The sequence below is a fragment of the Microbulbifer hainanensis genome (genome assembly GCF_014904735.1).
Taxonomy (GTDB): Bacteria; Pseudomonadota; Gammaproteobacteria; order Pseudomonadales; family Cellvibrionaceae; genus Microbulbifer; species Microbulbifer hainanensis.
Genome location: NZ_JACZCR010000019.1, coordinates 1 through 24,116, shown reverse-complemented (window position 1 = coordinate 24,116; position 24,116 = coordinate 1). Strand labels below are relative to the sequence as shown.

The following is a 24,116-nucleotide window of genomic DNA, read 5'->3' as shown; positions in this document are numbered from 1 at the left end:
TCAGGGCGCCGGCCACTGTACCAGCTGGAATTCCGGCTGCTGTTTGCCGGCGGAGTCGGCAATGCGCAGCTCGATCACCGCCGGTTCATCGGTTTTTTCCAGCTCGAGATTCGCCGCGCGCTTGTACTCGCGTCCCTCCGGACCGATGCCGGTAAAGAACGCGGACACACTGTAGGTGCCGGCCTTGAGGTTGCCCTTGTACAGCGGCTGGATACCGCCGCGGATCAGCGCATTGCGCTGGTGTTCCGTATACAGGTGGCTGGCGGTGAGCTTGTTGTCGATCTGCAGTTTTACCGCATCCAGTTTAAAGTAGTGCCCCACGTCCATCGAGACATAGACCGCGATCTGGCTCTGCGCCGGATACAAAAGGTCTTCCTCGAGAATCAGCAGGTCGCGGTTGAGCTTCAGTACCTCGCCTTTCAGTGCCTCGACATTGGCAGAGGCCAACGGGCCCTCTGCGGCGATGGCCGGTAGCCCTGCGATAGCGGCGAGGACAAAAATCAGTGACTGGATACAGCGGCTCATGGGACTGCCTTTTCATTTGGGCTTGCCGGCGGGGCGGCCGTTGGCGGTATGCGGTTCAATGCAAATTATCTCAGGGGATCATGAATTCGTCGTGATCCTGTTGGCATTTTTCTTATGGCGACAGTGCCAATTCCCGTTAACGAATGGCGGCCAGCAAATGCTCTGCTTAGTTGGGCTGTTCGAGTCCGCGACTGAAATACAGGTGGCGGCCGCTGTCGATCACGATGGCTTCGAACCCCGGCAGACGATCGATCAGTGCCAGCCCTTTTTCCCGCCCCAGTACAAAAACGCTGGTGGATAACGGGTCTGTATCGAAACCCTGCGGACCGATAATACTGACACTGATCAGCTTGTCGCTTTGTGCGGACTCACCCTGTACTTCCGTACCAGCGGGACGGCCGGTCGCCGGGTTGAAAATATGGTGAATACGCGTGTGGTGATCGTCGATAAAGAACCGCTCGTAATCGCCGGACGTGGAGATGGCGGTATCCTGCAGCGGAATAACAGCGGCATTTTTACTCTTGTCGCGTGGATGGCGGATGCCCACCAGCCAGGGTTGGCCGCGCTTGTCGCCGAGCATGCGCGCATCACCGCCGGCACTGACACTGGCATTTCGCACCCCCGCCTGCCGCAGAATCGCAATGGCGCGGTCGACAGCGTAACCCTTGGCGATACCGCCCAGGTCGATTTGAGTTTTCGGGTTGTCGAAATAGAGTGTCTGTGCGGCCTTGTCGAATTTCAGGTGGTGGTAGTTCAGCGCTTTGATCAGTGCGGCGGTCTCCGCCGCATCCGCTTCCTTGTGCTGGCGGAAATCGTAAAGCCGGCCGAGCGTCGCATAGGAAATATCGAAGGCCCCACCAGTTTCCTCGCTGTACCAGAGCGACTTGTCGATCAGCGAGGCGAGCTCCGCGGATAGCTTGACCGTCTCGCGACCGGCGGTACGATTCACATGGGAGAGTTCACTGTCTTCCTTGTAGGGCGACAGCTCGCCATCGAGGCGGCGGAACTCCGCCATGACCCGATCGATGAGCTGATCTGCACTGGCTGCATCTTCGTGCCACAGCTGCACCGTCACATCGGTGCCCATAACGGCCTGCTTTTCGTAAAACCACTCGGCATGCGATTCTGGGGTAAACAGCAGTGCGGCGCAGCACGGCAATAAATACTTCAGTAATTTCATGTTTAAACGATCGGTGCAAAGGCAGTCATGCTGTCCATCAGGGTACTGTTGCCGAGCCCGTGATTGGGAAAAAGGGTGGCAAAGTTGCCCTGCTCGCCGTGCAGCGCCATATAGTTCAGCACCACGGTTTCCACCAGCAGGTTAACATTGTTGGCTGCGGGGCTGGACGCTGTTTCCACATCGCCGGACGGGCGCATGTAGCCGAGCTGCTGGTGCAGCGCCTGTTCGTCGGCACTGCCGCCGAGCAACTGGGGCCGGCCGGCAGGGTTGTACACGAGGAAGAAAGACGCAGCGGTCTGCTGGTTGTCACCGGTCCAGACGCCCTTGCCGCGCCCCTCCACAGAGTCGTCGACCATACCGTTACTGAACACCGAGCCGTCGCTGAACACATAGATCATCAGCGGCTGATTGCGGCGCGCGGCGTATTCCAGGCAGGCGCCGATACAGCGACCGGCGCGCAGGTCGCGCATCTCCCCGGTGGCGCGGTCACCGGTGTGGTAATCGTAACCACCCATGGAAATGGTACCGGCGCCGGCGTAGCCATTGACCACCAGTTTCATGGTGGCGGCGGTTTTCTGGAATTCGCGGTCGTTGCCCAGTTCGGCGCTGGTAAAAATACCGCTAGGGCCGACGATATCCGGGTCCGTTTCCGGATTCAGCGCGCCGGGGTCGCCGAAGCGGTCCGCCAGATCGGCACTTTTCATATAGCCACAGCGCACCATGTCCTTGATCACGGCGTCGGCGGATACACGGGTATCCACCTTGCCGAGCTTGGCATCAGATATGCGGTACATGGATTCCATTACCGCGACGGTATCCTCCTGACTGAGCAGGCCAACCAGGTCGCCGACATCGACGAGTCCGGTGACATCGGAAGCGCGGTCCACCTTAGTGGGGCGCACTTCCGGATTGATCATCGACATGGGCGCGGCGGAGTTGCCGCCGGACTCGCTGGTGCTCGAGCCGATCAGCGCCAGCAGCGAGCCGTTGGCGCCGGCGCGGTTGATGCCGTACATGGGATTGTGCGGATTGTTGCCGGTATCGTTTTCCGAGCGCGCGGGAATGACCGCACCATTAGTAGCCGCGGCGGTGCCGGCGGCGATCTTGTCGAGAATGCCGCGCAGCATGCCGCTATCGCTGTGAAAGGCCAAGCCGAGATCGCTGTTGATGAAACTACTGCCGGCAGTGGCGGAGACGGACGGCACCATATCGCCGGGCAGGCCCTGCTTGCCGTAACCGGCGGTGCTGAGGAAATCCATCTGCCCGCCCTGCTTGCCGACCAGCACATTGGAACCGGCAATATTGGCACCGCCGGCCAGGTCGAAACAGATAAAGGGAACCTTGCCGGCACCGGTTGCGCTGACGTCACAGGGGCCGCCATTACTCTTGCGCAGATCCTCCAGATCCTGCGACAGGGCTGCATAGGCGTTGCGCGGATCGGCGAACAGGCTGAATACGGATCCGCCCAGCACCGTCGCGAGTCCCGCGCGGAATCCCTGGCCGAGAAAGTCCCGCCGTGTTACCGGGCGGTGGTGATCCGGATGGCGCAGAGGCTGGTCCAGGTCGAAATGTTTTTTCTTGCTCATTGGCTCCGTCCGCGGTTCGCCGGCAAATCGGTTTTTTGTCCGGTATCGCAATTAGTGAATCAGGATCATCGCGCTGCCCATGGCCGCGGCACAGGTGGCCTTGACCGTGTTGGCGGTGCGGTCGCTGGCGCAGCCGCTGCCGCAGGCGGTCATGCCGTCGATCAGGTTCGAGAGTTCCCCCTCGACCGCGGACAGGTCCGGCGCCGTCGACAGCTGTGAGGTGACGCCGTCGTGCCAGGTGATCTCGTGGGCGAGCAGGTGCGACATCAGCGGGTCGATAATCTGTGCGCGTTTCGCCGCGCTGTCGAACGCGGTATCGGCCCCTGCGCTGAAATCAAATCCGGGGAAGTAGCTGGCGCGAAGGGCGGTCGAGTCCACCAGTGTGCTGCAGTATTTCACCGCCAGCTGGGTGATGCCCATCTGCTGGGCGGCCAGGAAACCGCGGATATCGCTTTCCACCGGCAGCTGGCGTTTGACGTTTTCCCAGGTCTCCACCACGGCCGGTTCTGTGCGCGGCACACCGGTGGCGCGGGACAGGGCTGCGTTGATCTGCTCGAAACGGCGCAGGCCGATACGCGGCTGCGGATCCAGGTCGGCGGGCGCAGCGGGTGTCGGTGGTATCGGCTCGACGCGGGTATAAGTGTCGCTGCCGAGGCGCTCGAAAGTCAGGAAAAACTCGTCGTATTCCGGCCCTTTGTCGAGGGAAATGATCGTGCCCAGCGGTGACAGCAGCTGCCCGGCGGCGGGCGTGTAGCCGCTGCCAATGGAGGTGGACAGGTTTGCCCAGGCCTGGCCGACTTCGGCCTCGCGCCCGTTGATGCCAATGCGCATGCCCTCGATGGCGATGCCACTGGGATCGACGCTGTCGTCGAGGCTGATGAAGGTCGGCTTGCTGAACAGGTAGCCGTAGTTGTCGTACTGCTGGACCTCGAACATCACGTAGCTCTCCGGCACGCCGGTCTGCTCTTCGACCTTGAACAGCAGCAGGTATTTTTCGCCCACGCCCGCTTCGAAATTGGTGGCGATATCCTCTGCCGACAATGCGCGGGAGTGAATTGCCAGCAGGCGCACCGAGCCCTCCCAGACATTGTCGTTGGACACTTCGCTGCCGAGCGCCAGCGCAAAAGTATCGTCCCAGGTGCTGAGCAGGTCGGCCGCGGCCGGGTCGACATCACCGGTGTACTCGCCATTCACGTAAAGTTTGCGCCCGTTGACCGGATCGTAAGTGGCGACCACATGCTGCAGCGTGGCCTGGGCGCGCTCCGCCATGTCATCGGTGATCAGTGCAGGCATACCGTCCGCGTCGGTGCTGTCACTGCGATTCTGGAAGGTGTAGTTGTACATCGCCTGGCCGAGGGTGAAATTGCGGATATCGTTACCGCCGGAGTAACTGACGATGCGTGCCGGGCCCTCCTGGGCGACGTTGGCCGGTGCCACCCAGGCCTCGATAGTGTATTCGCCGGTCGCCGAGAGGGTGTCGTAGAGCTTGCGGCTGGTTGCGGTCGCTCCCTGGGCCTTGCCGCCCTTGAGCTGGATACCCCAGGAGCCGAGCCATTCCACGTCACCGGACAGTTTCAGGTCTATGGCTGGGTTAACACCGGAGGTGTCGTAGGCTGTGGTGCCGGTTCCGGTCTTGAACTCGTACAGCGCGATGGCGTTATTCTCGATGCGGCCGCCACTGCTGGCGACGATGCCGTCGGTCAGCAGCAGCGCCTTGCTGATTACCCAGTCGGGATCGACGGCGGTCAGCGGAATACTGTCGGCGAACGCCTGAATCGCAGCCTTCATCTCGTCAGCGTTGTCCGCGCAATTGTCCCAGCAATTGTGAAATTCCTTGCCGAGGCGCACCACAAAGCGCGAGTTGGCGGGGTTGTCGAGGTTCATCTTGACCTTCGCCGCCTCGTAGGCGTGGTCCACATCACCGCTGGCGAAATAGGGCTGCTGCGGTGTCGCCGCGTCTTCACTGTGACAGCCGGCGCAGTAGCCGCGCAGCAGCGGATAGACGGTGGTGGAGAAATTACTGCTGGATGCGGGGAAACTTTTGCTCGCGCCCACCGTGCGCTCAACCGGTGGCGTCAGCGTAATACTGTTGACGAGGCTGCCACTCGCGCGGGCCCACTCCTCGATATAGTTGGTGATGATCTCCGCACAGGCATCGGCACTGGACAGCCAGCAGTTGTGCCCGCCGCCCACCTTGGTCACCAGGCGCGAGTCCGCCGGGTTGCTGAGATTGACCAGCTCGCGCCCCGCATCGTAGGCCGCATTGATGTCGTCGCCGCGGACAAAATGTGGACTCTGGTTGCCCTCAACGTGGCAGCTGCCACAGCGGTTCTCCGCGGCGAGGTTATCCCAGATATAGCGTTTGTACTGTTTGACGTCCTCGGTTTCCGGTGCCGGACCGGAATAGGTGGCACCGCCATCGCCGGTCGGGTTGGTGTTCGGCAGTTGTTCCGTATCCTGGCCGCTGCCGCCACTGCAGGCGGTCGCCAGCGTAGCGGCGAAGAGCAGGCTGGTGATTGTCCGCAGCGGTCGAAGAGTGACGTTGGCGAGCTGCAGGATTTCCATTGTTGTTTTTATCATCGGTTTCAGTCTCCCGCGCAGTAAACCGCAGTATCTGCGTAGACCCGCTTCAACTGGTAACCGCTGTTGCCGAAGTCGTCGGCGATGGTCTGCACGGCGCTGCGGTCGGCGTCATCTTCCGGTGCGCGCAGGCAGACTTGTCGAAATACCTTGGTGACCTGGCACTCGGCAAAGGCGCGACTGCCGGCCAGTTCCCGGCCGAGGGATTTGGCACCTTCGCCACTGCCGGGTAGCGCACTGCTCCAGCCCAGATGCGTGTTCGGTCCCTGGCGCCAGTAGTTGTTCCAGTGGTCGTCCGGTGTCACATAGCCGTAAGGAAAGTTAGCACTGTTGATGTGGTATTTCTTTTTGACCCGGGTTCCGGTGGCCTCGTCTGCCTCGTCGGCGCTGTTGTAATCCAGGTGGCCGCTGTCGCCTTCGGGGTCGGCGTCGGTATCGTAGACAAAGTCGTAGTAGGCAAACGCCTGGGCCATTGGGTCCATACCGCTGTGGCAACCGATACAGTTGTTCTGGAATACGCGGCTGTCACCGCCGGGGCTGCGGCTGACGTCCTGGCGGATACGGTCCGGCGGGCGGCTGGTGTCGTGCACCTGTTCCATATCCCGACACAGGTGATTGAGCAGCGTGTAGCGGAACATCGCGCGGTTGGTACCGGCGATAAAAAATGCCCGAGCGCCGGCGCGGCTGGTGATAACACCGGCAGTGGCTTCTGCGGGCAGACCGGTGACCGAGGATTGGCTTTGCTGTACGAGGGAGTCTTTCAGCGAGTAACCAGCGGCCTCAAGTGCTTCATAGTGATCGTTATTGCTGTTGCTGTATGCGGGCAAGCCGAGGCTGCCGTCGCCGGTATAGAGAATATTCCCGTAGAGAATTTCGCGGAAATCGAGATCGTCGCGGACAGTGCCAATCACGGTGGCCGTATAGTCATTCAATGGCGCGAACACATTGCGGTCGCGGTTGGTCCAGGGTGTGGCGATATTTTTCAGCGTGACATTATAAAAAGCATCGTCTTCCATGGCCGTGTAGGCGGCATCGATGGCGTTGCCGCTATCGATTTCTCCGGCCATCTGCTGCAGTACTTCCTCGGAGGGTTTTACTCCGGTGAGACGGCTGTACATCTGCAGGGCCTGATCCTGGGCGGCGGCACCGGCCAGTCCAGACCACAGCAGGGAGCCCAGCAGTGCGCCGGTAGTCAGGTGGCGGCCGGTGCGGGGAGAAAACGGTAACTTTTCCATTGGAAAGATAACTTGGTCACGGTAATTGGCTTCCGATACTAAAGCCCACGCTTTTTTTTACCAGCAGTGGTGACGGGAAGTGCGTTGTGGTTGGCAAAATTTGTGTGTTCGACTTGAGAGTTTACGGCGCAGCGGGGAGAATTTGACGGGTATAAAATTGATAGCAATGACTGGTACGAATAGGGTGATTTTATCTGCAGTAGTCGTACCTCTATTTTCGGGGTGACACTAATGAAATTTATTAAGTTTTTGTCGGTGACCCCGTTACTGCCAATGCGCAGTTCTGTACCAGTTTCAAGGTCATAAAAATGAAATATATTTTTGCACTGCCGATGGTCCTGTTACTGTCGGCGTGCAGTGGGGGTGGTTCTTCTTCCGGTGGTGAGCAGGCGGAAGATCCGGTCGTGGTGGATTACCCGGTCGCTTTCGTGCGCCGCACACTGAATGTCGAAGACGATGGTGCCCTGAGCGAAGACGATATCTATTCTCCTGGTGCCTTCAACCCGGGCGCGCAACTGGTATTGAAGGACCGTGCCACGCCAAGTGCGCCGGAGACGGTTGTTACCGCCGGCCTGTTTGACGGCGACTACGATGTAAAAGACCTGAACGTCTCCCCGGACGGCTCGCGTCTGATCTTTGCCATGCGCGCGCCGGAAATCGAAGATGCGGATGACGATGAGCAGCCTACCTGGAATATCTGGCTCTACGACCGCGAGAAAAGCACGCTCGAGCGCGTGATCAAATCTGACCTGATTGCCGAGGAGGGGCAGGATATCGCCCCGGCCTTTTTACCGGATGGCCGCATCGTTTTCTCTTCTTCCCGCCAGCGCCGCTCCCGCGCCCTGCTGCTGGACGACAATAAGCCGCAGTTTTCTTCTCTGGCAGAAGACCTGCAGCAGGAGGCTTTTGTCCTGCATGTGATGGATGCGGACGGCTCCAATATCCAGCAGATTTCCTACAACCAGAGTCACGACCTGGATCCCACTGTATTGAACGATGGCCGCATCCTGTTCGGTCGCTGGGACAATATGGGCGGCGTCGACAACCTGAGCCTCTATACCGTCGAGCCGGACGGTACCGATCTCGCCTTCCTGTACGGTTATCACAGCCAGCAGACCGGCACCGGCCAGAGCGATGCGGCCTTTGTGCAACCGCGGGAAATGCCCGATGGCCGCCTGCTGGCGATTCTGCGCGCGCCGGAGGGAATCAGCTATGGCGGTGACCTGCTGGCAATCAACAGCGCCAACTACACCGAGGCCTACAGCGAACCCGAGGGCGAAGGTGAGCTGGTGGGCCAGTTGTCTATTTCTGTCGAGCCCGTGGTCACCGATGGCAGCCTCTCGCCACACGGCCTGTTTGCCTCTGCCTGGCCGTTTTACGACGGCACCAGTCGGTTGCTGGTCAGCTGGAGCGAGTGCCGGGTACTGGAAGTGGCCACCGGGCTGCCACGTCCGTGCACCGACGAGTGGCTGAACACCGCGGATATCGAACCTGCCGATCCGCTCTACGGCCTGTGGATCTACGACTACAGTGCCGGCACACAGTTGCCGATCGTGGTGGCGGAAGAGGGGGAAATGATTTCCGAAGGTGTCACTCTCGAGCCGCGTACTGAACCCACTTACCTGCCTGAGCCGGTACCCGGCATCGACGTGGACACCGATCTGGTGCAGGAAGGTGCTGGCATTCTGGATATCCGCAGCGTTTACGATTTTGACGGCGAGGACATCGTCGGTATCGGCGAACTCGCCGACCCGCTGCGTACCACTGCCGCGGAGCGCCCCGCGCGCTTTCTGCGCGTCGCCAAGGCAGTCGGTATTCCCGACGATGACACGCTGGATTTCGACCGCTCCGCATTCGGCCGCAGCCGTGCCCAGGGCATGCGTGAGATTCTCGGTTACACACCGATACAGCCGGACGGGTCGGTGCGGGTCAAGCTGCCGGCGGATACGCCGCTGGCGATTGCCGTTGTCGATGCGGATGGGCGGCGCCTCACCGGCCGCCACCGCAGCTGGCTGCAGCTGCGCGCGGGCGAAGTGCGCAGCTGTAACGGTTGTCACAGTGCCAACAGTGAAGTGCCCCATGGCCGCCCCGACAAAGAGCCGGCGTCCGCCTGGGCCGGCGCGGCCACATCCGGGGCTCCCTTCCCCAATACCGAATCGGCACTGGTCGCGGAAATGGGTGAAACCATGGCGCAGCTGCTCGCGCGCATCGCCGGTGAAGCGGAGCTGGAGGGAGACATCGCCTTCAGCGACCTGTGGACGGATCCGGCGGTGCGCGCCAAGGATTCGAGCAGCAGTATTCCCTATGCCGACCTGGCCACACCGCTGCCGATCAGTGCCCCCTGCCTGGACAGCTGGGACAGCAACTGCCGCAGCATCATTCACTACCCGGAACATATCCAGCCATTGTGGGAGCGGGAGCGTCAGGTGACGGATAACGCGGGAACAGTTCTCGAGGATCACACCTGCACCGGCTGTCACTCCACCCGCGATGCCAATGGCCTGCTGCGGGTTCCGGCAGCGCAGCTGGACCTGACGGCCACGCCCTCGCCCGCCAATGCGGACTGGATGGCGTCCTATGTCGAGCTGCTGTTCGACAACCCCACCCAGGAACTGGTGGACGGCGCCCTGCAGGAAATCCTCGTGCAGGACCGCGACGACAACGGCAACCTGCTGTTCGAAACCGACGAAAATGGCGAACTGATCCTCGACAGTAACGGCAATCCGATTCCGGTGATGGTGACTGTGGATATCGATCGGTTGATGGGTAATTCCGCCAACGGCAGCCGCTTCTTTGAGGCGTTCGCAACCGGCGGTGTGCACGACGGTTATCTCGAACCTGCGGAGTTGCGCCTGATTTCGGAGTGGCTGGATATCGGTGCCCAGTACTACAACGATCCCTTTGCGGCGCCGGTGAACTAACTATGAATCGACTGGCCGCTAAATTCCGTCGTTCGCGCCAGCTGTTTTGCGGCGCAATGGCGGCGTTGTTGATTGCCGCGAGTGCGCAGGCAGCCGAGCCACAGGCGCGCCCGGCCCATGTGCCCGCTGGTACGGAACAGGTCACCGTTGGTTCCCCCTATATCGACATGCACACCGGCCCCGGCCGCGGCTATCCGGTTTTTCATGTGGCGGAACACGGCGAGACCCTGTGGTTGCTGAAACGGCGCACCGACTGGGTCAAGGTTACGCTGCGGCGAGGCCAGACCGGTTGGGTGCGCATCATTGATTTGAACGAAATCTACGGTGCGGACGGCGAGCAGGTGCAGGTGCGGCTGCCGGATTTTCGCGATATCGAATCCCGCCATTTTCACCTGGGGTTTGCCTACGGGGATTTTGACGGTGCCGATTCCATGGGGGTGTCGCTGGGTTACCGCTTTACCCGCAACCTGTCCGCGGAACTGCGCGCTACCCAGGCGGTGGGCGCCTTCTCCGACAGCCAGACTTACCAGCTGGCGGTGTTGCACCAGCCGTTTCCGCACTGGCGCCTGTCCCCGTATTTCATGCTCGGCACCGGCCTCAATATCACAGCACCCAATGCCACCATCGTCGCCACCGAAGATCGTCGGGATACGGCGATGCTGACTGGCGTGGGGGTAAAAACCTATCTTTCGCGCCGATTTGCCCTGCGGGCAGAGGTGGCCAATCACTACCTGCTCACGTCGCGGGAAAACAATCAGGAGATTGTCGAATGGAAACTGGGTTTCGACGTTTATCTGTAGCGGTATTACTGTGCGTGTCCGCCGCGGCGGCCTTGGCGCAGGACAGTGACGATCCCCTGGGCGAGCTGATCTCACCGGACCTGGAGCGCCGCGAGATCCGCGAGGCGCAGATCGATAGTGAGAATATCGAGATCACCGCTTATCTGGGCGGTGTGATGAATGTCGAGGATTTCGGCTCCAACCCGCTCTATGGTGGCGCACTCGCTTATCACATCAGCGAAGACCTGTTTATGGAGGCGGCCTACGGTAAAACGGAACTTGGGGAATCCAGTTTCGAGCGTCTCAGCGGTGCCGCGCCCCTGCTCACCGACGAGCAGCGTCAGCTCAGTTACTACGACCTGTCGCTGGCCTGGAACCTGTTTCCCGGCGAGTATTTCCTGTTCGACAAGTGGGCGCTGAACAGCAGCCTCTACCTGATCGGTGGTGTGGGAAATACTTCCTTCGCGGATGAGGAGCATTTCACTTACAACATCGGCGCCGGGGTGCGTGTGCTGACAACGGACTGGCTGGCATTCCGCCTGGATGTCCGCGACCGGATTTTCGAGCACGAGATATTTGGCGAAGCTCAGAATACCAATAACCTGTCGACCCAGCTCGGCGTTTCCATTTACTTTTAACCTGAACAGGATCGTTCGTATGTTCCGTTTTGTTGCGACTGCCGCGATGGCGCTGTCGATGGCCTTTTCCGTATCCGTAGCCACTGCTGCCGAGCAGTCCCCCGACTTTACCCTGGCATCCAACAAGGGCGACAACCTGCGTCTGGCGGAGCAGCGCGGTACTGTAATCATGCTGAATTTTTGGGCTTCCTGGTGCGGACCCTGCCGACAGGAAATGCCCCTGCTGGAAGAACTGAACGAGCGCTACGCCGCCGCTGGTTTCCAGGTCTGGGGTGTCAATGTGGATGCGGACCGGGCGGATGCGGAGCAGATGCTGGCAAAGATTCCGGTGGATTTTCCGGTGTTGTTCGATGGTGCCGGTGAGGTCAGCAAGCTGTACGGCGTGGACGCCATGCCCAGCTCGGTCTTTATCGACCGCGACGGCAAGGTGCGCCATGTGCACCGCGGTTACCGCGACGGGGATATGGCCAGCTACAAAAAAATCATCAAGGAACTGATCCGGGAGTAACGCCATGTCGCGTTCGCTGCTTCTCGTTGCCACCGCGCTGCTCCTGCTGAGCGGTTGCACCGCCACACCATGGGTAAAACCCTACGAACGCCAGTACCTGGCGGATCCGATCATGAGCTTTGACCGGGATCCCGTGGCCGGGCGCTACATGAACCACGTCTATGAAGCGCGGGAGGCGGCGCGCGGTGCCGACGGCGGCAGTGGAGGCGGCTGTGGCTGTAACTGAGCAATTTCAGGTAGCGAACCCGGATCGTGGAGTGGCCGGGTGCGATAGAGTTTTGCCATATATTGCCGGCACTCTGCTGGCGGTACTATCCGGATTTGCCACCGCGGCGGTATTGCCGACCGAGCGCGCCGACTCCATGTATCACTCGTACAGCGGCGGGGGTATTACCATTGATGGCCCGTCCCTCCTGGTGCGCAAGAATATCGGCAACTCCGTATCCGTTTCCGCCAATTACTACGTGGACATGATTTCCGGGGCCTCCGTCGACGTGGAGGCGACAGCCAGCCCCTATTCGGAACAGCGCGATGAATATTCACTGGGCGCCGATTACCTGGTGGACCAGGCCACGCTCAGCCTCGGATATACCAACAGTTCGGAGAACGACTACGAGGCGAATACCTATTCGTTCGGTATCAGCCAGGGTTTCTTCGGCGACCTCAGTACCCTGGGCCTGAAGGTGAGCTACGGCAGCGACGATGTCTACCGCAATGGCGACGACAGCTTCGCCGAACAGGCCGAGCATCGCCGCTACGCGCTGAGCTGGAACCAGATCCTCACCCAGAAGTTGATTGCCGAAGTCAGTGTGGAAACCGTTGCCGACGAGGGTTACCTCAACAACCCCTACCGCAGCGTGCGCTACCTGGACCCCTTCTCCGGCAATGGTTTCAGTTACCAGCCGGAGCTGTATCCGACCACGCGCAATAGCGATGCGCTGGCGGTCCGTGGCAAGTACCGGCTGCCCTACCGCGCCGCAGTCAAGGGGGAATACCGCTACTACGCCGACAGTTGGGGCGTGCGTGCCGACAACATTGAATTTCTCTACACCCACCCGCTGGAAGAGAAAGACCAATGGATCCTGGAAGGTAAACTGCGCTTCTACCAGCAGACCGGAGCGGATTTCTACAGCGATCTGTTCCCCTACCTGAACGCCACCAGCTTCCGCGCACGGGATAAGGAACTCAGCGACTACAGCAGTGCTTCAATCGGTTTCGGGGTCTCCTACCTGCTACCGGACCGCTGGTCGCTGCTGGACCGGCGAAATACCGTCAACCTGCACTGGGATTACATGCTGTTCGATTACGACAATTTCCGCGATGTCACCGTCCACGGCGGTGAGAACACGGTGCTGGCGGGCGAGGAGCCGACTTACAGCTTTGGCGCGAATGTGGTGCGGCTTTACTGGTCGGTTTGGCTGTAGAAGTGATAGGCCTGCCCGGTGATACCGGGCAGGCGATTTAAGGTCTGCCGGCTGAGAAATCAGAAGGCGTAGTCGAGGGCCAGGGAGGAAACCATCGGCTCGACTTCGTCGGTTTTATAGAGAGTGTGGTCCAGGGTGTATGCCCAGCGGCCAATGCGCCAGCTCACGAAGGCGCCGAAATAGGCGTCCTCTCCGGACAAATCACTTGAAAGGCGCGACTCCTGATAGTTCGAGTAGGTGTCGTATATATTATCTGCGTCCAAGCTGCCAGCCGGATCTATCAGTCTACGAGTGATATTGTCGTAGACGTAATTTACTTCTGCTCGGGTATTCCAGAGGCTGATGCCTGCACGGACGCCTGCAGAAAACTGGCGACTCGCATCCGTACTTAACACGACGCCCAAGGTCCTGGTACTGCCGCTTATTTCAGCTTTATAAGTGTCAGTTTCACGACCCTCATATCCCAGTGTGGCCAGGTTTCCGTAGTAATTGGGATAGCTGTAGCGAACATTGTGCTCACCAAAATTGGTATATCCGGCCTCCACAGCAACGTAATTGTTGATGCGATAGCCAATATTGATGCTGTATGAACGCGGATTCTCGAAATCGACGGATTCTGAAACCCCCATTTCAGATTCAATCGTGTCGTGCACAAAACCCTCTAATTCACCGGCGTCAGGATCGGTAATCCCAAAATTGACACGACCGTACCAGTCGCCTTCCAGGGTTGCTGCTCCTGCATTGGCAGAGGCGAGTAATGCGGCAGTTAGGACCAACTTTTTCAAGGAAATATCTCCCTATATTCTTTTATTTCAACGGTAGGATGTTCCGCATTCATTTCATGCGGCGCTAAATTTTCCCTGGCGGAGAATACATTGTTTCCTTCATTTAATCGATTACACGAAAGTACAGGAAACAGTTCGCAGTTCTAAACTTTTTGTTCGACCATGGTTACGCGACCACTTTGCACCATGGTCCAAAGTATGTTCGTGACTTTCATGCCAAAACTGATACTTGATCGTATTCGCGGTATTTAAGAGGGATCGAAATGACAAGGGTATTGCTTCCCATCGCCGACGGTTCCGAGGAAATCGAAGCCGTCACCATCGTCGATGTACTGCGCCGCGCGGGCGCAGAGGTCACCCTGGCATCGGTGATGCCTCAATCACGTATAACCGCGTCCCGCGGTGTTGTGATCGAGGCGGACTGCCTGCTGGATGAATGCGCGAATACATCCTGGGACTTGATCGTATTGCCGGGCGGTATGCCCGGTGCCGAGCATCTTCAGACGAGTAAGTTGTTGGGGAAAATGCTGGCGGAGCAGCGGGATGCCGGCCGCTGGCTGGGAGCCATCTGCGCGGCACCGGCGGTTGTCCTCGGGCGACATGGGCTAATCAAAGGCTATCGCGCCACTTGCCACGCGGGCTTTCGCGATGAACTTCACGCCCAGGTCTCGGAGGTATCTGCGGATAGAGTGGTGGTGGATCGCAACCTGATAACGAGCCAGGCGCCGGGCACCGCCATGGAGTTTGCCCTGCAGTTGGTTGCGTGTCTCTTTGGAGAAAAAGTTGCTGAACGCGTTGCCGTCCCGATGGCCTGTGCCAGTTCTGCCCCGGGCTAGTCGGTGGCCATCTGTCCTTGATGGCATTAAATGCTTAACGTCTAGTTAAGCGGTACATCCCTGTTCCGCTGAGCCTTTGAATTGTTTCGGGGATTCAGAGACTCCCGTTTACGATGCCCCCGTGGCGTATTTCCCACAATAGCCCCAAAGGGCTATTTTGAAGGCATTTTCTTACAAGAGGCCATCGGTAATACATTTGGTAATCAATTGTCCGGAGTTCTTGCAACCCGACTTCTGCAGAATGTTTTTTCGGTGATTCTTGACCGTGTTGGTCGAAATATTCAATGCATTGGCGATATCCGGTGTCGTCATTCCCTCGGAAATAAGGCGGATAATTTCCATTTCCCTGGCGCTGAAAATCGCCTTTGATGGAAGGGGGACTGTGGTCTCTCCGTCGATTTCGATGTTCAGAAAAGACGGTTCGCCGAACATCCCTATAACGGAGAGCAGGCGGTTATTGTTCTCGGTGAGATGGCTGATATCGGTATGAATATTCAGGGATTTGGAGAGTCGACCATTCTCATCGGCGGTGAGCATGATTGCCTGGTGATTGAACAGTCGGTAGGAACCATCAGCTGTCCTGAATCGGAAGCAATAAGAGATTTTGTAGTGTTTGCGCTTTTCCGGCGCGATGATTCCATACACAATCTCTACTGCCTTGGCTTCCGCCCTGGCAACGAACTCCATATCATCCGGGTGTACCTGGTCCAGTACGTTCTGGAAACTGACGGTTTGCGGATCGAGGCCGTGAATATCGGCAATAGTGGGGCTGGCGTAATTGATCGCCATATCGACGAAGTCGACGATATAGAAATAGAAGGGCCCATTGCTGAAAATAGAGGAAACCAGTTTATCCAGTTCAAACCGCTCCAACTCTATGTGCTTCTCACTGAGAGCGTGTCCCGATCGACGCCAGACGGACTTCAAAAGCTGGGTATTGGGTTTCGTGGTATCCATTCTTATTTTTGCTGACTTTGCTTTTCTTTTGCGTTGTGCCGTAGCTTTATCATTCGCATCGCAAAGTTACGCCGCTATTCGATTTTTCATTGAGGGTTTGTTCAACCTCTTGATACGCAATTTGCAATAAATGGACCTTTCTTGAGCTTCATTAGCCAAATATCCTCGTATAGGTATTGAAACCTATCACACAAATAATGTGATTTTAATCACATTTTAAGTCTTGTGTGTACGGTTTCGCGAGATATGTCCCGGCTGTCGCGAATCGCCAAATGGACTGATTAGAACTGGTATGCAGATACACGTGATATGACTGAAAGACACGTTAATCAGCTATGGCGTTGGGCAGATGGGGGCTTGAGCTCGTGCCTCCCGCATGGTCGTCGGCTGAAAATAACTCTGGGCTTCAGTTTTCCGTGGGGCAAGCCGGCTACACCATGGTGGTGGGAAGAGCCTTTGAGCCCCTGTGAATTTCGATGCTGTTGCCTCTGCCAATAGCGACCAGGCCGTCGAAAAAACCTGTTTACAGGAACCCAAACCGGGCATAAATTACCGGCGAGATCCCTGGTGGGCCCGAGCATTCGGGTCCCTTCCCACCTGCGGCTACTCCCAACAGCCGCGTCGGCCCCAAATGGCCTACAGGCCCGATTATCCCAGCGGATTCCAGCCAGACGGGTTCCATGCTCAGTTATCGCCACGGTTTTCATGCCGGCAATTTTGCCGACGTGCTGAAGCACCTTGTGCAAGTAGAAATACTGGCGCATATGCTCAAGAAGGATAAAGCCTTCGACTATATCGACACACATGCCGGCGCCGGCCTCTATCGTCTCGGTACGGAAATGGCCGCGAAGAACCAGGAGTACCAGACTGGTATCGGGCACCTGCTGCCGGATACGGGGCAGTGGCCGGAAATGGCCTGCTACCTGAATGCGGTGAAGGCGCACAATCCGGATGCACAGCTGCAGTTCTATCCCGGCTCGCCGGCGATCGCCGCCGACCTGCTGCGCCCCTATGACAGGGGCTGGCTGTTCGAACTGCATCCCGCCGACAGTGAGCACCTGCGTAAAAACTTCCGCGAGCGGAAGCAGTTTATCGTACGCCAGCAAGACGGCTTTCGCGGCCTGTCGGCACTGCTGCCCAGCCAATCCCGCCGCGCCTTTGTGCTGATCGATCCGCCCTACGAAATGAAAGCGGACTACCAGCGAGTGGTGGAGGCGCTAAAACTCATTCACCGGAAGATGTCTACGGCCACGGTCGCCATCTGGTATCCCGTGGTTGATCGCAAGCGTATCGAACAGTTGCAGCGACAGATCGTTGCCACCGGTATCCGCCGAATTGTGCAGTTTGAGTTGGGCATAAAGAAAGACAGCGCCGGACATGGAATGACATCGTCCGGCATAATTGTGCTCAATCCCCCGTGGACACTGACAGAAACGATGGGCGCACTGTTGCCGCGGCTGGCGGAGGAAATCAGTGAAGATGGCGGTGTGCACTATCGCTGTGAGACATTGGTACCGGAATAATAGATTGAGCCGGTTTGAATTTGCACGCTTGGTGATTGGGTCAGGCTGAGCTCATCGTGCTACAAGGTAAAGAGCGTTAGATTGCGCTCACGCCGGGCTGAGAGGTAAACAAAGCGGGCATCTTCACGAAGGGAAATGCACTGCGGTCAGATCGTCATGCAGTGATCGGCCGAAAGTCCTCACGATGATGAGATTAAGCGGTGCTTTGTGTTCGCGCGTCAGGTCGGCATCGCCAGATAGCCGTGGTGCACGCAATAAAAAGCCCGGAATATTCCGGGCTCTTCGGAGGCAAATACTGGCTGGCAATCAGCTCTTCCAGAACTGCCACCATTTTTTGCTGTGTTCTTCCCGCGCAGCCTGGCCTTGCTCAGAACCCTTGTCGAGTTCTTTTTGTTCTTGCTCGGCCTTTTTCTCCCGCTGCTTTTCCATGCCCTTGTGTTCGTCTTTCATGCGCATTTTCTCTTCCTTCATGCGCATCTTCTCTTCTTTCATCATCTTGTCTTCTGCGTCGGCGTCGACCATTTCTGCATGCTGCTGGCCATGCGCCTCGGCTTCAGTGTGCTTCATTGCAGCCATCTTGCCATGCTCTTCCATCATCGCATTTTTTCCGTCGGAATTGGCTTCCATCATTTTGTGATGGGCTTCCATTTGCTCTTGGGAAGGTTTGCCCTTGTCGGTAGTGTCGGGCTTCTGAGCCAGAGCGGGGGCAGCGGCGAGTGAGACGATTACGGCAGCTAAAATAGACTTGTTCATAAGTGGCTCCTGATAGTGGTAGCGATCGGTTTAACTATTTAACAATACTGGTTAGATCGTGAAAATTAGTTTCGTTACCGGAGTGCACCGATTTTTTCTTGTGAAGTCGCTTCGTTTTAAAGTGATCGCAAATGACAGTCATGAATGGCGGCTTATCGAGAATAGACAGCCTTGCAGCCTTGCAGCCTTGGGTCGTTTTTCGCCGGTTCTATAGTCTGCTGCACCCAAGCGTATTCTGGGTGCTCCGCCCGATGACTATTTCGAAAGATCAGCATCAATATATGGCTGAGAGCATTGATGATACGTCAATTCGCAATGGCGTGTTCGCCGGACCATAACATAAAAGGGGGTTTGATTTCGCGCCCGTTGGATACTGAGATTGATGAGGGGCTGGAGGCGCAATATTCGGAATGGTCTGGGGTTGTTCTTTCCCGGCGGGCTTCGCGATGTGGGCTCGTTGCAAATCGCTGGCGCGATTAGTCGAACCACATCGGTGGTTCTCAACCGCTTCCCGTTACCTAAAAAGCCCTGCTTTTCGGCCTAGGCTTCGGAGCCGCGGCGTCGAGGCGGAATAATCGGAACTGTCTAATGGCTGTTACGCCCCTGCGGGCATCGCGCTTGCGCGCTCGTTTCCAATTGCTGGCGTAATTGGTCGAATCACATCGGTGATACTCAACCACCTCTGAACAACAGATACAAAAAAGCCCCACCCTTTCGGGTGAGGCTTGTTTTGTATGGTGCCCAGAGGCGGAATCGAACCACCGACACGGGGATTTTCAATCCCCTGCTCTACCGACTGAGCTATCTGGGCTTCGCGTTTGCGGAGTGTCTCCGGCGTCGCGAGGCGCGTATTAAACCCGCTCCCTGTGCCCGAGTCAAGCCTTTGATTGCTAAATAGTTTTCTTGTAAGTGAGCGCTCACTTTTTAGGCGTTTTGATCGTCTTCCGGTGGCACGTAGCCCTCGGCTTCGTCGTAGCTTTCGCCGCTGAGGAATTTCTGCATCTGCTCACCCAGATAGGCGCGGCTGGAGGGCTCCATCATATTGAGGCGCTTTTCGTTGATCAGCATAGTCTGGTGCGCCATCCACTCCTGCCAGGCCTTCTTGGAGACGTTTTCGTAGATGTCCTGTCCCTTGGGGCCGGGGAAGGGCGGCGCGTCGAGGCCTTCCAGTTCCTGTTTGAACTTGCGACAGAATACAGTTCTCGACATGGGAGTCTCCTCGTTTTAAGTGCCGGACTGGGTTTCCAGCAGCGGGGCCTGGAAGGCCGCCAGTTGCCGGGCCAGCTTTGCAATCGGTGCCGGCAGGCCCAGTTCCTGAGCCGCGCGGGGGCGGTTGAGTTGGCGCAGTTTATACCAGCCGCTGCCCGCTTCCGCCACCTGCCCTTCGCCCAGTATCCGGCGCTGGGACAGCTGCACCCATACAGGCGCTATATCCAGATGGAAATGGGTGAAAGTATGGCGCATGGGTGGCAGGGGCTGGACCCGCTGCGCGTGCAGATCCCGGGCGGCCAGCCACTCCTGTGCGCTGGCTTCGCCGCCGTCGTCCCCGTCGAGTTGCGGCGGGCACCAGAGTCCGCCCCAGATACCGCTCGGCGCGCGCTGTTGCAGATACAGTTCGCCGTCGTGTTCGAGCAGCAGCATGGTGGTGCTGCGCACCGGTTTGTCTTTTTTCGGTTTCTTGCCCGGGTAGGCCTGCGGGTTGCCCTGCGCACGGGCCGCGCAGTCTGCCGCCAGCGGGCAGTCGTCGCAGCGCGGTTTGCTGCGGGTACACAGGGTGGCGCCCAGATCCATCATCGCCTGGGTGTAATCGTTGCAGCGTTTTGCCGGGGTATAAGCCTCCGCCAGCTGCCACAGCTCCTTTGCGGTCGCGGTCTGGCCGGGCCAGCCGCCGACGGCGTGGAAGCGGGCGAGCACCCGCTTGACGTTGCCGTCGAGGATCGGGGCCTCTATTCCCATGCTGATACTGGCGATGGCGCCGGCAGTGGAGCGGCCGATTCCGGGCAGGGCGCTGAGAGCCTCTACATCGCGGGGAAACTCGCCGCCGTGCTCGGTCATTACGGTCTGGGCGCACTTGTGCAGGTTGCGTGCGCGGGCGTAGTAGCCGAGACCGCTCCAGTGGGCCAGTACCGCATCCAGCGGCGCCCCGGCCAGGTCCGCCAGTGTGGGGAAGCTGGCCATAAACCGTTCGAAGTACGGGATCACGGCGCTGACCTGGGTCTGCTGCAGCATGATTTCCGATACCCAGACCCGATAGGGGTTGATGTCCTGCTGCCAGGGCAGGTCCTTGCGACCGTGGTGGTCGAACCAGGTGAGGATGGCTTGTGGAAACTGCTTGGGCGACATCGCTGGCTTTCGGTCGGTGGTCTTGGGTGAAGTAGAGCGAACGGAGTCTAACAGAGCGGGGGGCGGAGATCGCCTGTCGGGGCGATCCCGGAATCAGGCGGGGCGGGACCTGAGGTCCGCCCCGCGCGATGAAGGGACGTGTGCGATCAGCGCTTGAACAGACCCTTCAGCTTGTCCTTCAGGTCTTCGACCTTTTCCTTCACCTTGTTGCCGTACTTCTTCTCGGCCTTGTACTTGAGCTCGTCGCGGAGCAGGTCGTCCAGTCGGCGGCTGTCGGGCTTACAGCTGGTGGCACCGGCGTCGGCGAAGCTGTCCTTGCAGCGCAGGGGCAGCGGGCGGTTGCGCCAGCGGTCATTCTTGACGCTGCAGCCGTCGGCGGAAGTGCGCTCGCCGACCAGGGCCAGGCCCAGGGCAAAGTCGAAATCGGCCTTGTCCAGGTCGATGGTGCCGTCGCCGGTCAGGGCGATATTCTCAACGCCGGCGAGGACCTCCTGCACTTTTACCTGCTTGCCCTCGACAGTGATATTGGCGCGCAGATCCTGCAGGCGGGTGCTGCTCGGCCATTCGCGTTCCGGCAGCGGGGTCTTCTCGGCGTAGCTGACCAGCTGACACATGCCCTTTTCCAGGTTGAACGGCGCCAGCGACAGCTGGTCGCTGGACACCTGCACCGCGGCGCGGAGCTTGTCCTGCAGTTGCTGGGTGTCGCTGCCACTGGTGCGCGCGGCCCAGTTTACGTTGGTGCGCCCGGAGATCTTGACCCGGTCACTGGGGAAGAGCGCCTCTTGCACCTTGGAAATTTCCACGCCGGCGAGGCCGCCGCTCAGCTCGGCCTGGGCCGACTTGCCGCGGGCATTGAACTGGCCGTTGCTGTTCAGCTCGCCACCATACAGGTCGGCGGAAAGTTTCTGCAGGCGATAGAGGCCATTGTCAACGTTGAGCTGCAGTTGCGGGCTGTCCGCCTGCAGGTCCAGAGCCCTCAGTTGTTGCAGCGAGATATCCAGATTGGCGGTAAAGCCGCGCATCGCGGTAAGTGGCAGTGGTGTCGGCTCCGCGGGAGCGGCTGTGTCGGTTTCCTGCGCTTCCGCTTCCGGCGCCGGTGGTGGCAGGTAGTCATCCAGCACCAGCTTACCGCCGCGCAGGGTCAGGTCCAGCCCGGGCATGTCGCCGTTGCGCAGCTGTGCATTACCGGCAAAGGTGGTGTCGTCCAGGGCCAGCTGCAGCGGCGTCAGGTCCAGCTTGTTTTCTGTGCCCTCGATACTGGTGGTGAGTTTGAAACGCTTCAGGGCATCGGCGCTCTGGGTAACCAGTTCGGTGCCAGTTACCGCGAGCCAGGGGCGCAGGGGTTCGACGTCTGCATTGACGTTCATCTGCACCTGCCAGGGTTTGTTGGCGGCGGTGCGGCGCACATGGCCGCGCAGGTTCATCTTGGCCGCAGCTTCGCCGCTGCTCAGTGTGAACTGCAGTGGCTGCAGCCGCAGGCCGTTCAGTCCCTCATCTAGTGCCAGGGAGCTGTCCAGATCCAGCTGTACCGGTTGCTTGAGTGCAGTGCCGGAAATCTGTGCGCTGGCCTCTACTTTGCCGGGCTCGCCACCCGGTACCAGGTTGTCGGCGCTCACATGCAGCTGATCGACGCTGTACTCTGTCTTGTTGCTGGCGTCTGTGTAACTCAGGCGCCCATCTTCGATGCGCAGCTTTTCCAGGGCCAGGTTCAGTTGTTGCCCGCCCTGTTTTTCCGCTTCGTCCGGCACTTCGAGTTTGGGGGGCTGGTCGGCGGCCTGTTTTTTCTGCGCTTCCATGGCGTCGCTGAGCAGCTCCCAGTTGCCACGTCCCTTTTCGTCGACGGTCAGGTCGATCTGCGGGCCGAGCAAAACGATTTCCTTGGCCTCGATACGGCGCTTGAGCAGCGGCATAACCGCGACACCCACCGCAACTTTGTCGGCGCGCACCAGCGGCTGATCCGGCTGGGGCAGTGGGGCCAGCTGCACGCCGTCCAGTTCCAGCGCGATGTTGGGCCAGAGTTGCCAGCCGATATCGCCATCGAGTTTCAGGGAGATCCCCTGTTTCGCCGCCATTTGTTCCAGTTGGGGTTTGTACTGGTTGATATCCAGCCCGGCCAGCAGCCAGGCGACAGCACCGGCGAGCAGCAGGAAGACAAAGAGGAGAGCGATAAAAGTGCGTTTGATCCAGGCCATGGAGAGCTTTATCCCTGTTTTCGAGAAAGAACCGTTTGGGAACCTTGGAATTAGGATGCCGGGCGGAGCCCGGTGTTCCCGAAAACGGTGCGCCTACAATAATGTTTATCGGGCTATTGTAGAAGAAGTGGCCCCTGTTCCGGTATACAGGGGCCAACTGGTTGGATGATTGAAGCCGTTACGGCTTAGAAAATAAACCGGATGCCCGCTTCGATACTGCGTTCTGTATCCGGGGCGTAGTCGCGCAACAGCGAAGTGGAGTTGCGGATTTCCTGATTCAGCAGGTTGTTGCCGTTGACGAAGACTGTGGCATCTTTGCCGCCAATGTCCAGGTCATACTGCGCGGTGAGATCCATGCGCGTGTAGCCGTCCGTGGGTTCTTCGAAGGCGCCCGGGCGCGTTTGCCCGGTGGCGTGAGATGTGCGCCACTCCCAGTTCCACTGCTCGTAGTCGCCGCCCAGCGCAAAGCCGAAGCGCAGTGGCGGCAGGCGCGGCACGTCGCGGCTCTCGCCGGCAATGCGGTTAGCGAACTGGGCGCGCACGCTGTCGCCGAACAGTGTCAGGCTCAGGGTGTCGTTCAGGGGGATTTCCACCGATGCTTCGGCGCCATAGAAATTGGCGTCGCGATTGCTGTAGCTGAAAATGCCCAGGCCGCTGTCCGGGTCATCCATGCCGGTATTGCGCGCATAGATATAGTCGCCGATATGGTTGTAATAGATGCTGGCCTCCAGCTTGGCGGCGTGCCATCCCTCGGCATCTGCGTTGTGGTGGTGGTAGCCCAGCTCCAGGTTGACGGAGTTTTCTTTGTTCAGATCCCGGTTGCCCAGCAGGTAGCGGCCCTCGGCCACGTGCACGCCGTTGGCAAACAGCTCTTCCTGCACCGGCGCGCGCTCGGCGCTGGTGAGTCCCAGGCTCAGGTGCTGGTGATCGGTAAAGAAATACTGCAGCGCGCCGCTGGCGCCGAGCAGGCCGAAGTCCTCGGCATCGCCGTTGTCGGGATCCACCGACACGTGTTCCAGGCGGCCGCCCAGATCCAGGTGCCACTTGTCCCAGTCCCGCTCCTTCATGACGAAGGCGCCGGCGCTCTGGGTCACTGACGGAGGCACGAATGCCTCGTCGCCCAGCGCGGCAAAATCCTTGTTGGACAATTGCAGGCCGTAGGCGCCGCGCCATTCCTCGCCACCGTGGGTGAGTTCGACACGGCTCTCCCAGGTGTTGTTGGTGAAGCGGGTGCCGGGGGCGCCGCCCTCAAGTTCCACGTGCTGGTAGTCGGTGTAGCCGAGGCGGAACAGCAGCTTGTCCCAGTAGTCGCCGTCGAAGCGGTGCTCGCCCTTCATATCGTAGCGGGTCT

General features: G+C 59.1%; 21 protein-coding genes and 1 tRNA gene. 9 read left to right on the top strand and 13 right to left on the bottom strand.

Annotation, left to right across the window (positions count from 1 at the left end; translation table 11 throughout):
• The 5 genes from IG168_RS06020 to IG168_RS06000 all read right to left on the bottom strand — a co-directional run bounded on the left by IG168_RS06020 (window position 1) and on the right by IG168_RS06000 (window position 7,106).
• Window positions 1–525 carry an AraC family transcriptional regulator gene (locus IG168_RS06020; RefSeq protein ID WP_193162878.1) on the bottom strand — a complete coding sequence of 175 codons (525 nt, stop codon included), beginning with the start codon at window positions 523–525 and terminating at the stop codon, window positions 1–3.
• 166 nt (window positions 526–691) lie between these two features.
• Window positions 692–1,705 (bottom strand): FAD:protein FMN transferase, encoded by a 1,014-nt coding sequence (locus tag IG168_RS06015; RefSeq protein ID WP_193162876.1) that lies wholly within the window; start codon window positions 1,703–1,705, stop codon window positions 692–694.
• Between the two features lie 2 nt (window positions 1,706–1,707).
• Window positions 1,708–3,291 carry a general secretion pathway protein GspF gene (locus IG168_RS06010; protein WP_193162874.1) on the bottom strand — a complete coding sequence of 528 codons (1,584 nt, stop codon included), beginning with the start codon at window positions 3,289–3,291 and terminating at the stop codon, window positions 1,708–1,710.
• Between the two features lie 51 nt (window positions 3,292–3,342).
• The gene (locus IG168_RS06005; protein WP_226876577.1) at window positions 3,343–5,871 is read right to left on the bottom strand and encodes a LamG domain-containing protein; all 2,529 of its coding nucleotides are present in this window, start codon (window positions 5,869–5,871) and stop codon (window positions 3,343–3,345) included.
• 5 nt (window positions 5,872–5,876) lie between these two features.
• Window positions 5,877–7,106: a hypothetical protein gene (locus IG168_RS06000; RefSeq protein WP_193162872.1), complete on the bottom strand. Its 1,230-nt coding sequence runs from the start codon at window positions 7,104–7,106 to the stop codon at window positions 5,877–5,879.
• Between the two features lie 308 nt (window positions 7,107–7,414).
• Between IG168_RS06000 and IG168_RS05995 the strand changes: the two genes are divergently transcribed.
• From IG168_RS05995 to IG168_RS05970, 6 genes are read left to right on the top strand one after another with little or no spacing between them, the layout of a single operon-like run.
• Complete coding sequence (locus IG168_RS05995; RefSeq protein ID WP_193162870.1) at window positions 7,415–10,027, top strand: HzsA-related protein; 2,613 nt, start codon at window positions 7,415–7,417, stop codon at window positions 10,025–10,027.
• A 2-nt stretch (window positions 10,028–10,029) separates the two neighbouring features.
• Window positions 10,030–10,827 carry an outer membrane beta-barrel protein gene (locus IG168_RS05990; protein ID WP_193162868.1) on the top strand — a complete coding sequence of 266 codons (798 nt, stop codon included), beginning with the start codon at window positions 10,030–10,032 and terminating at the stop codon, window positions 10,825–10,827.
• On the top strand, window positions 10,797–11,444 hold the full coding sequence (locus IG168_RS05985; RefSeq protein ID WP_193162866.1) for an outer membrane beta-barrel domain-containing protein: 648 nt from the start codon (window positions 10,797–10,799) through the stop codon (window positions 11,442–11,444). The genes IG168_RS05990 and IG168_RS05985 overlap by 31 nt, the downstream gene beginning before the upstream one ends.
• A 19-nt stretch (window positions 11,445–11,463) precedes the next feature.
• Window positions 11,464–11,952, top strand: a complete 489-nt coding sequence (locus tag IG168_RS05980; RefSeq protein WP_193162864.1) for a TlpA family protein disulfide reductase — start codon at window positions 11,464–11,466, stop codon at window positions 11,950–11,952.
• Window positions 11,953–11,956: 4 nt separating this feature from the next.
• On the top strand, window positions 11,957–12,178 hold the full coding sequence (locus tag IG168_RS05975) for a DUF4266 domain-containing protein (protein WP_193162862.1): 222 nt from the start codon (window positions 11,957–11,959) through the stop codon (window positions 12,176–12,178).
• Between the two features lie 52 nt (window positions 12,179–12,230).
• Entirely contained in the window at window positions 12,231–13,376 is a 1,146-nt protein-coding gene (locus IG168_RS05970) for a DUF3570 domain-containing protein (protein WP_226876576.1), read from the top strand.
• A gap of 59 nt (window positions 13,377–13,435) precedes the next feature.
• Here IG168_RS05970 and IG168_RS05965 read toward each other — a convergent pair whose 3' ends face one another.
• On the bottom strand, window positions 13,436–14,161 hold the full coding sequence (locus IG168_RS05965) for an outer membrane beta-barrel protein (RefSeq protein WP_193162858.1): 726 nt from the start codon (window positions 14,159–14,161) through the stop codon (window positions 13,436–13,438).
• Between the two features lie 263 nt (window positions 14,162–14,424).
• Here IG168_RS05965 and IG168_RS05960 point away from each other — a divergent pair, with 263 nt between their 5' ends.
• Window positions 14,425–14,997 carry a DJ-1 family glyoxalase III gene (locus tag IG168_RS05960; RefSeq protein ID WP_193162856.1) on the top strand — a complete coding sequence of 191 codons (573 nt, stop codon included), beginning with the start codon at window positions 14,425–14,427 and terminating at the stop codon, window positions 14,995–14,997.
• 171 nt (window positions 14,998–15,168) lie between these two features.
• Here IG168_RS05960 and IG168_RS05955 read toward each other — a convergent pair whose 3' ends face one another.
• On the bottom strand, window positions 15,169–15,954 hold the full coding sequence (locus IG168_RS05955) for a LuxR C-terminal-related transcriptional regulator (RefSeq protein WP_193162854.1): 786 nt from the start codon (window positions 15,952–15,954) through the stop codon (window positions 15,169–15,171).
• A gap of 680 nt (window positions 15,955–16,634) precedes the next feature.
• Here IG168_RS05955 and IG168_RS05950 point away from each other — a divergent pair.
• The gene (locus IG168_RS05950) at window positions 16,635–17,477 is read left to right on the top strand and encodes a 23S rRNA (adenine(2030)-N(6))-methyltransferase RlmJ (protein ID WP_193162852.1); all 843 of its coding nucleotides are present in this window, start codon (window positions 16,635–16,637) and stop codon (window positions 17,475–17,477) included.
• Window positions 17,478–17,783: 306 nt separating this feature from the next.
• Here IG168_RS05950 and IG168_RS05945 read toward each other — a convergent pair whose 3' ends face one another.
• On the bottom strand, window positions 17,784–18,230 hold the full coding sequence (locus IG168_RS05945) for a hypothetical protein (protein WP_193162850.1): 447 nt from the start codon (window positions 18,228–18,230) through the stop codon (window positions 17,784–17,786).
• Between the two features lie 131 nt (window positions 18,231–18,361).
• On the opposite strand from IG168_RS05945, the gene IG168_RS05940 reads away from it, so the two are divergent.
• Entirely contained in the window at window positions 18,362–18,568 is a 207-nt protein-coding gene (locus tag IG168_RS05940; RefSeq protein ID WP_193162848.1) for a hypothetical protein, read from the top strand.
• Between the two features lie 397 nt (window positions 18,569–18,965).
• On the opposite strand, the gene IG168_RS05935 is transcribed toward IG168_RS05940, so the two are convergent.
• From IG168_RS05935 to IG168_RS05915, 5 genes are all read right to left on the bottom strand, one after another.
• Window positions 18,966–19,041, bottom strand: a tRNA-Phe gene (locus IG168_RS05935).
• A 113-nt stretch (window positions 19,042–19,154) separates the two neighbouring features.
• On the bottom strand, window positions 19,155–19,439 hold the full coding sequence (locus IG168_RS05930; RefSeq protein ID WP_193162846.1) for an oxidative damage protection protein: 285 nt from the start codon (window positions 19,437–19,439) through the stop codon (window positions 19,155–19,157).
• A gap of 15 nt (window positions 19,440–19,454) precedes the next feature.
• The gene (gene mutY, locus IG168_RS05925) at window positions 19,455–20,573 is read right to left on the bottom strand and encodes an A/G-specific adenine glycosylase (RefSeq protein ID WP_193162844.1); all 1,119 of its coding nucleotides are present in this window, start codon (window positions 20,571–20,573) and stop codon (window positions 19,455–19,457) included.
• A 146-nt stretch (window positions 20,574–20,719) separates the two neighbouring features.
• Window positions 20,720–22,765 carry an AsmA family protein gene (locus IG168_RS05920; protein ID WP_193162842.1) on the bottom strand — a complete coding sequence of 682 codons (2,046 nt, stop codon included), beginning with the start codon at window positions 22,763–22,765 and terminating at the stop codon, window positions 20,720–20,722.
• A gap of 185 nt (window positions 22,766–22,950) precedes the next feature.
• The coding region (locus tag IG168_RS05915; RefSeq protein WP_193162839.1) for a TonB-dependent receptor plug domain-containing protein at window positions 22,951–24,116 on the bottom strand (1,166 nt) is incomplete at its 5' end.

Coding starts and splice junctions, on each gene's coding strand:
- IG168_RS06010 (WP_193162874.1), bottom strand. CDS start 3,291: ATGAGCAAGAAAAAACATTTCGACCTGGACCAGCCTCTGCGCCATCCG.
- IG168_RS06015 (WP_193162876.1), bottom strand. CDS start 1,705: ATGAAATTACTGAAGTATTTATTGCCGTGCTGCGCCGCACTGCTGTTT.
- IG168_RS05960 (WP_193162856.1), top strand. CDS start 14,425: ATGACAAGGGTATTGCTTCCCATCGCCGACGGTTCCGAGGAAATCGAA.
- IG168_RS05985 (WP_193162866.1), top strand. CDS start 10,797: ATGGAAACTGGGTTTCGACGTTTATCTGTAGCGGTATTACTGTGCGTG.
- IG168_RS06000 (WP_193162872.1), bottom strand. CDS start 7,106: ATGGAAAAGTTACCGTTTTCTCCCCGCACCGGCCGCCACCTGACTACC.
- IG168_RS05950 (WP_193162852.1), top strand. CDS start 16,635: ATGCTCAGTTATCGCCACGGTTTTCATGCCGGCAATTTTGCCGACGTG.
- IG168_RS05990 (WP_193162868.1), top strand. CDS start 10,030: ATGAATCGACTGGCCGCTAAATTCCGTCGTTCGCGCCAGCTGTTTTGC.
- IG168_RS05920 (WP_193162842.1), bottom strand. CDS start 22,765: ATGGCCTGGATCAAACGCACTTTTATCGCTCTCCTCTTTGTCTTCCTG.
- IG168_RS05980 (WP_193162864.1), top strand. CDS start 11,464: ATGTTCCGTTTTGTTGCGACTGCCGCGATGGCGCTGTCGATGGCCTTT.
- IG168_RS06005 (WP_226876577.1), bottom strand. CDS start 5,871: ATGATAAAAACAACAATGGAAATCCTGCAGCTCGCCAACGTCACTCTT.
- IG168_RS05995 (WP_193162870.1), top strand. CDS start 7,415: ATGAAATATATTTTTGCACTGCCGATGGTCCTGTTACTGTCGGCGTGC.
- IG168_RS05930 (WP_193162846.1), bottom strand. CDS start 19,439: ATGTCGAGAACTGTATTCTGTCGCAAGTTCAAACAGGAACTGGAAGGC.
- IG168_RS05975 (WP_193162862.1), top strand. CDS start 11,957: ATGTCGCGTTCGCTGCTTCTCGTTGCCACCGCGCTGCTCCTGCTGAGC.
- mutY (WP_193162844.1), bottom strand. CDS start 20,573: ATGTCGCCCAAGCAGTTTCCACAAGCCATCCTCACCTGGTTCGACCAC.
- IG168_RS05945 (WP_193162850.1), bottom strand. CDS start 18,230: ATGAACAAGTCTATTTTAGCTGCCGTAATCGTCTCACTCGCCGCTGCC.
- IG168_RS05955 (WP_193162854.1), bottom strand. CDS start 15,954: ATGGATACCACGAAACCCAATACCCAGCTTTTGAAGTCCGTCTGGCGT.
- IG168_RS06020 (WP_193162878.1), bottom strand. CDS start 525: ATGAGCCGCTGTATCCAGTCACTGATTTTTGTCCTCGCCGCTATCGCA.
- IG168_RS05940 (WP_193162848.1), top strand. CDS start 18,362: ATGACAGTCATGAATGGCGGCTTATCGAGAATAGACAGCCTTGCAGCC.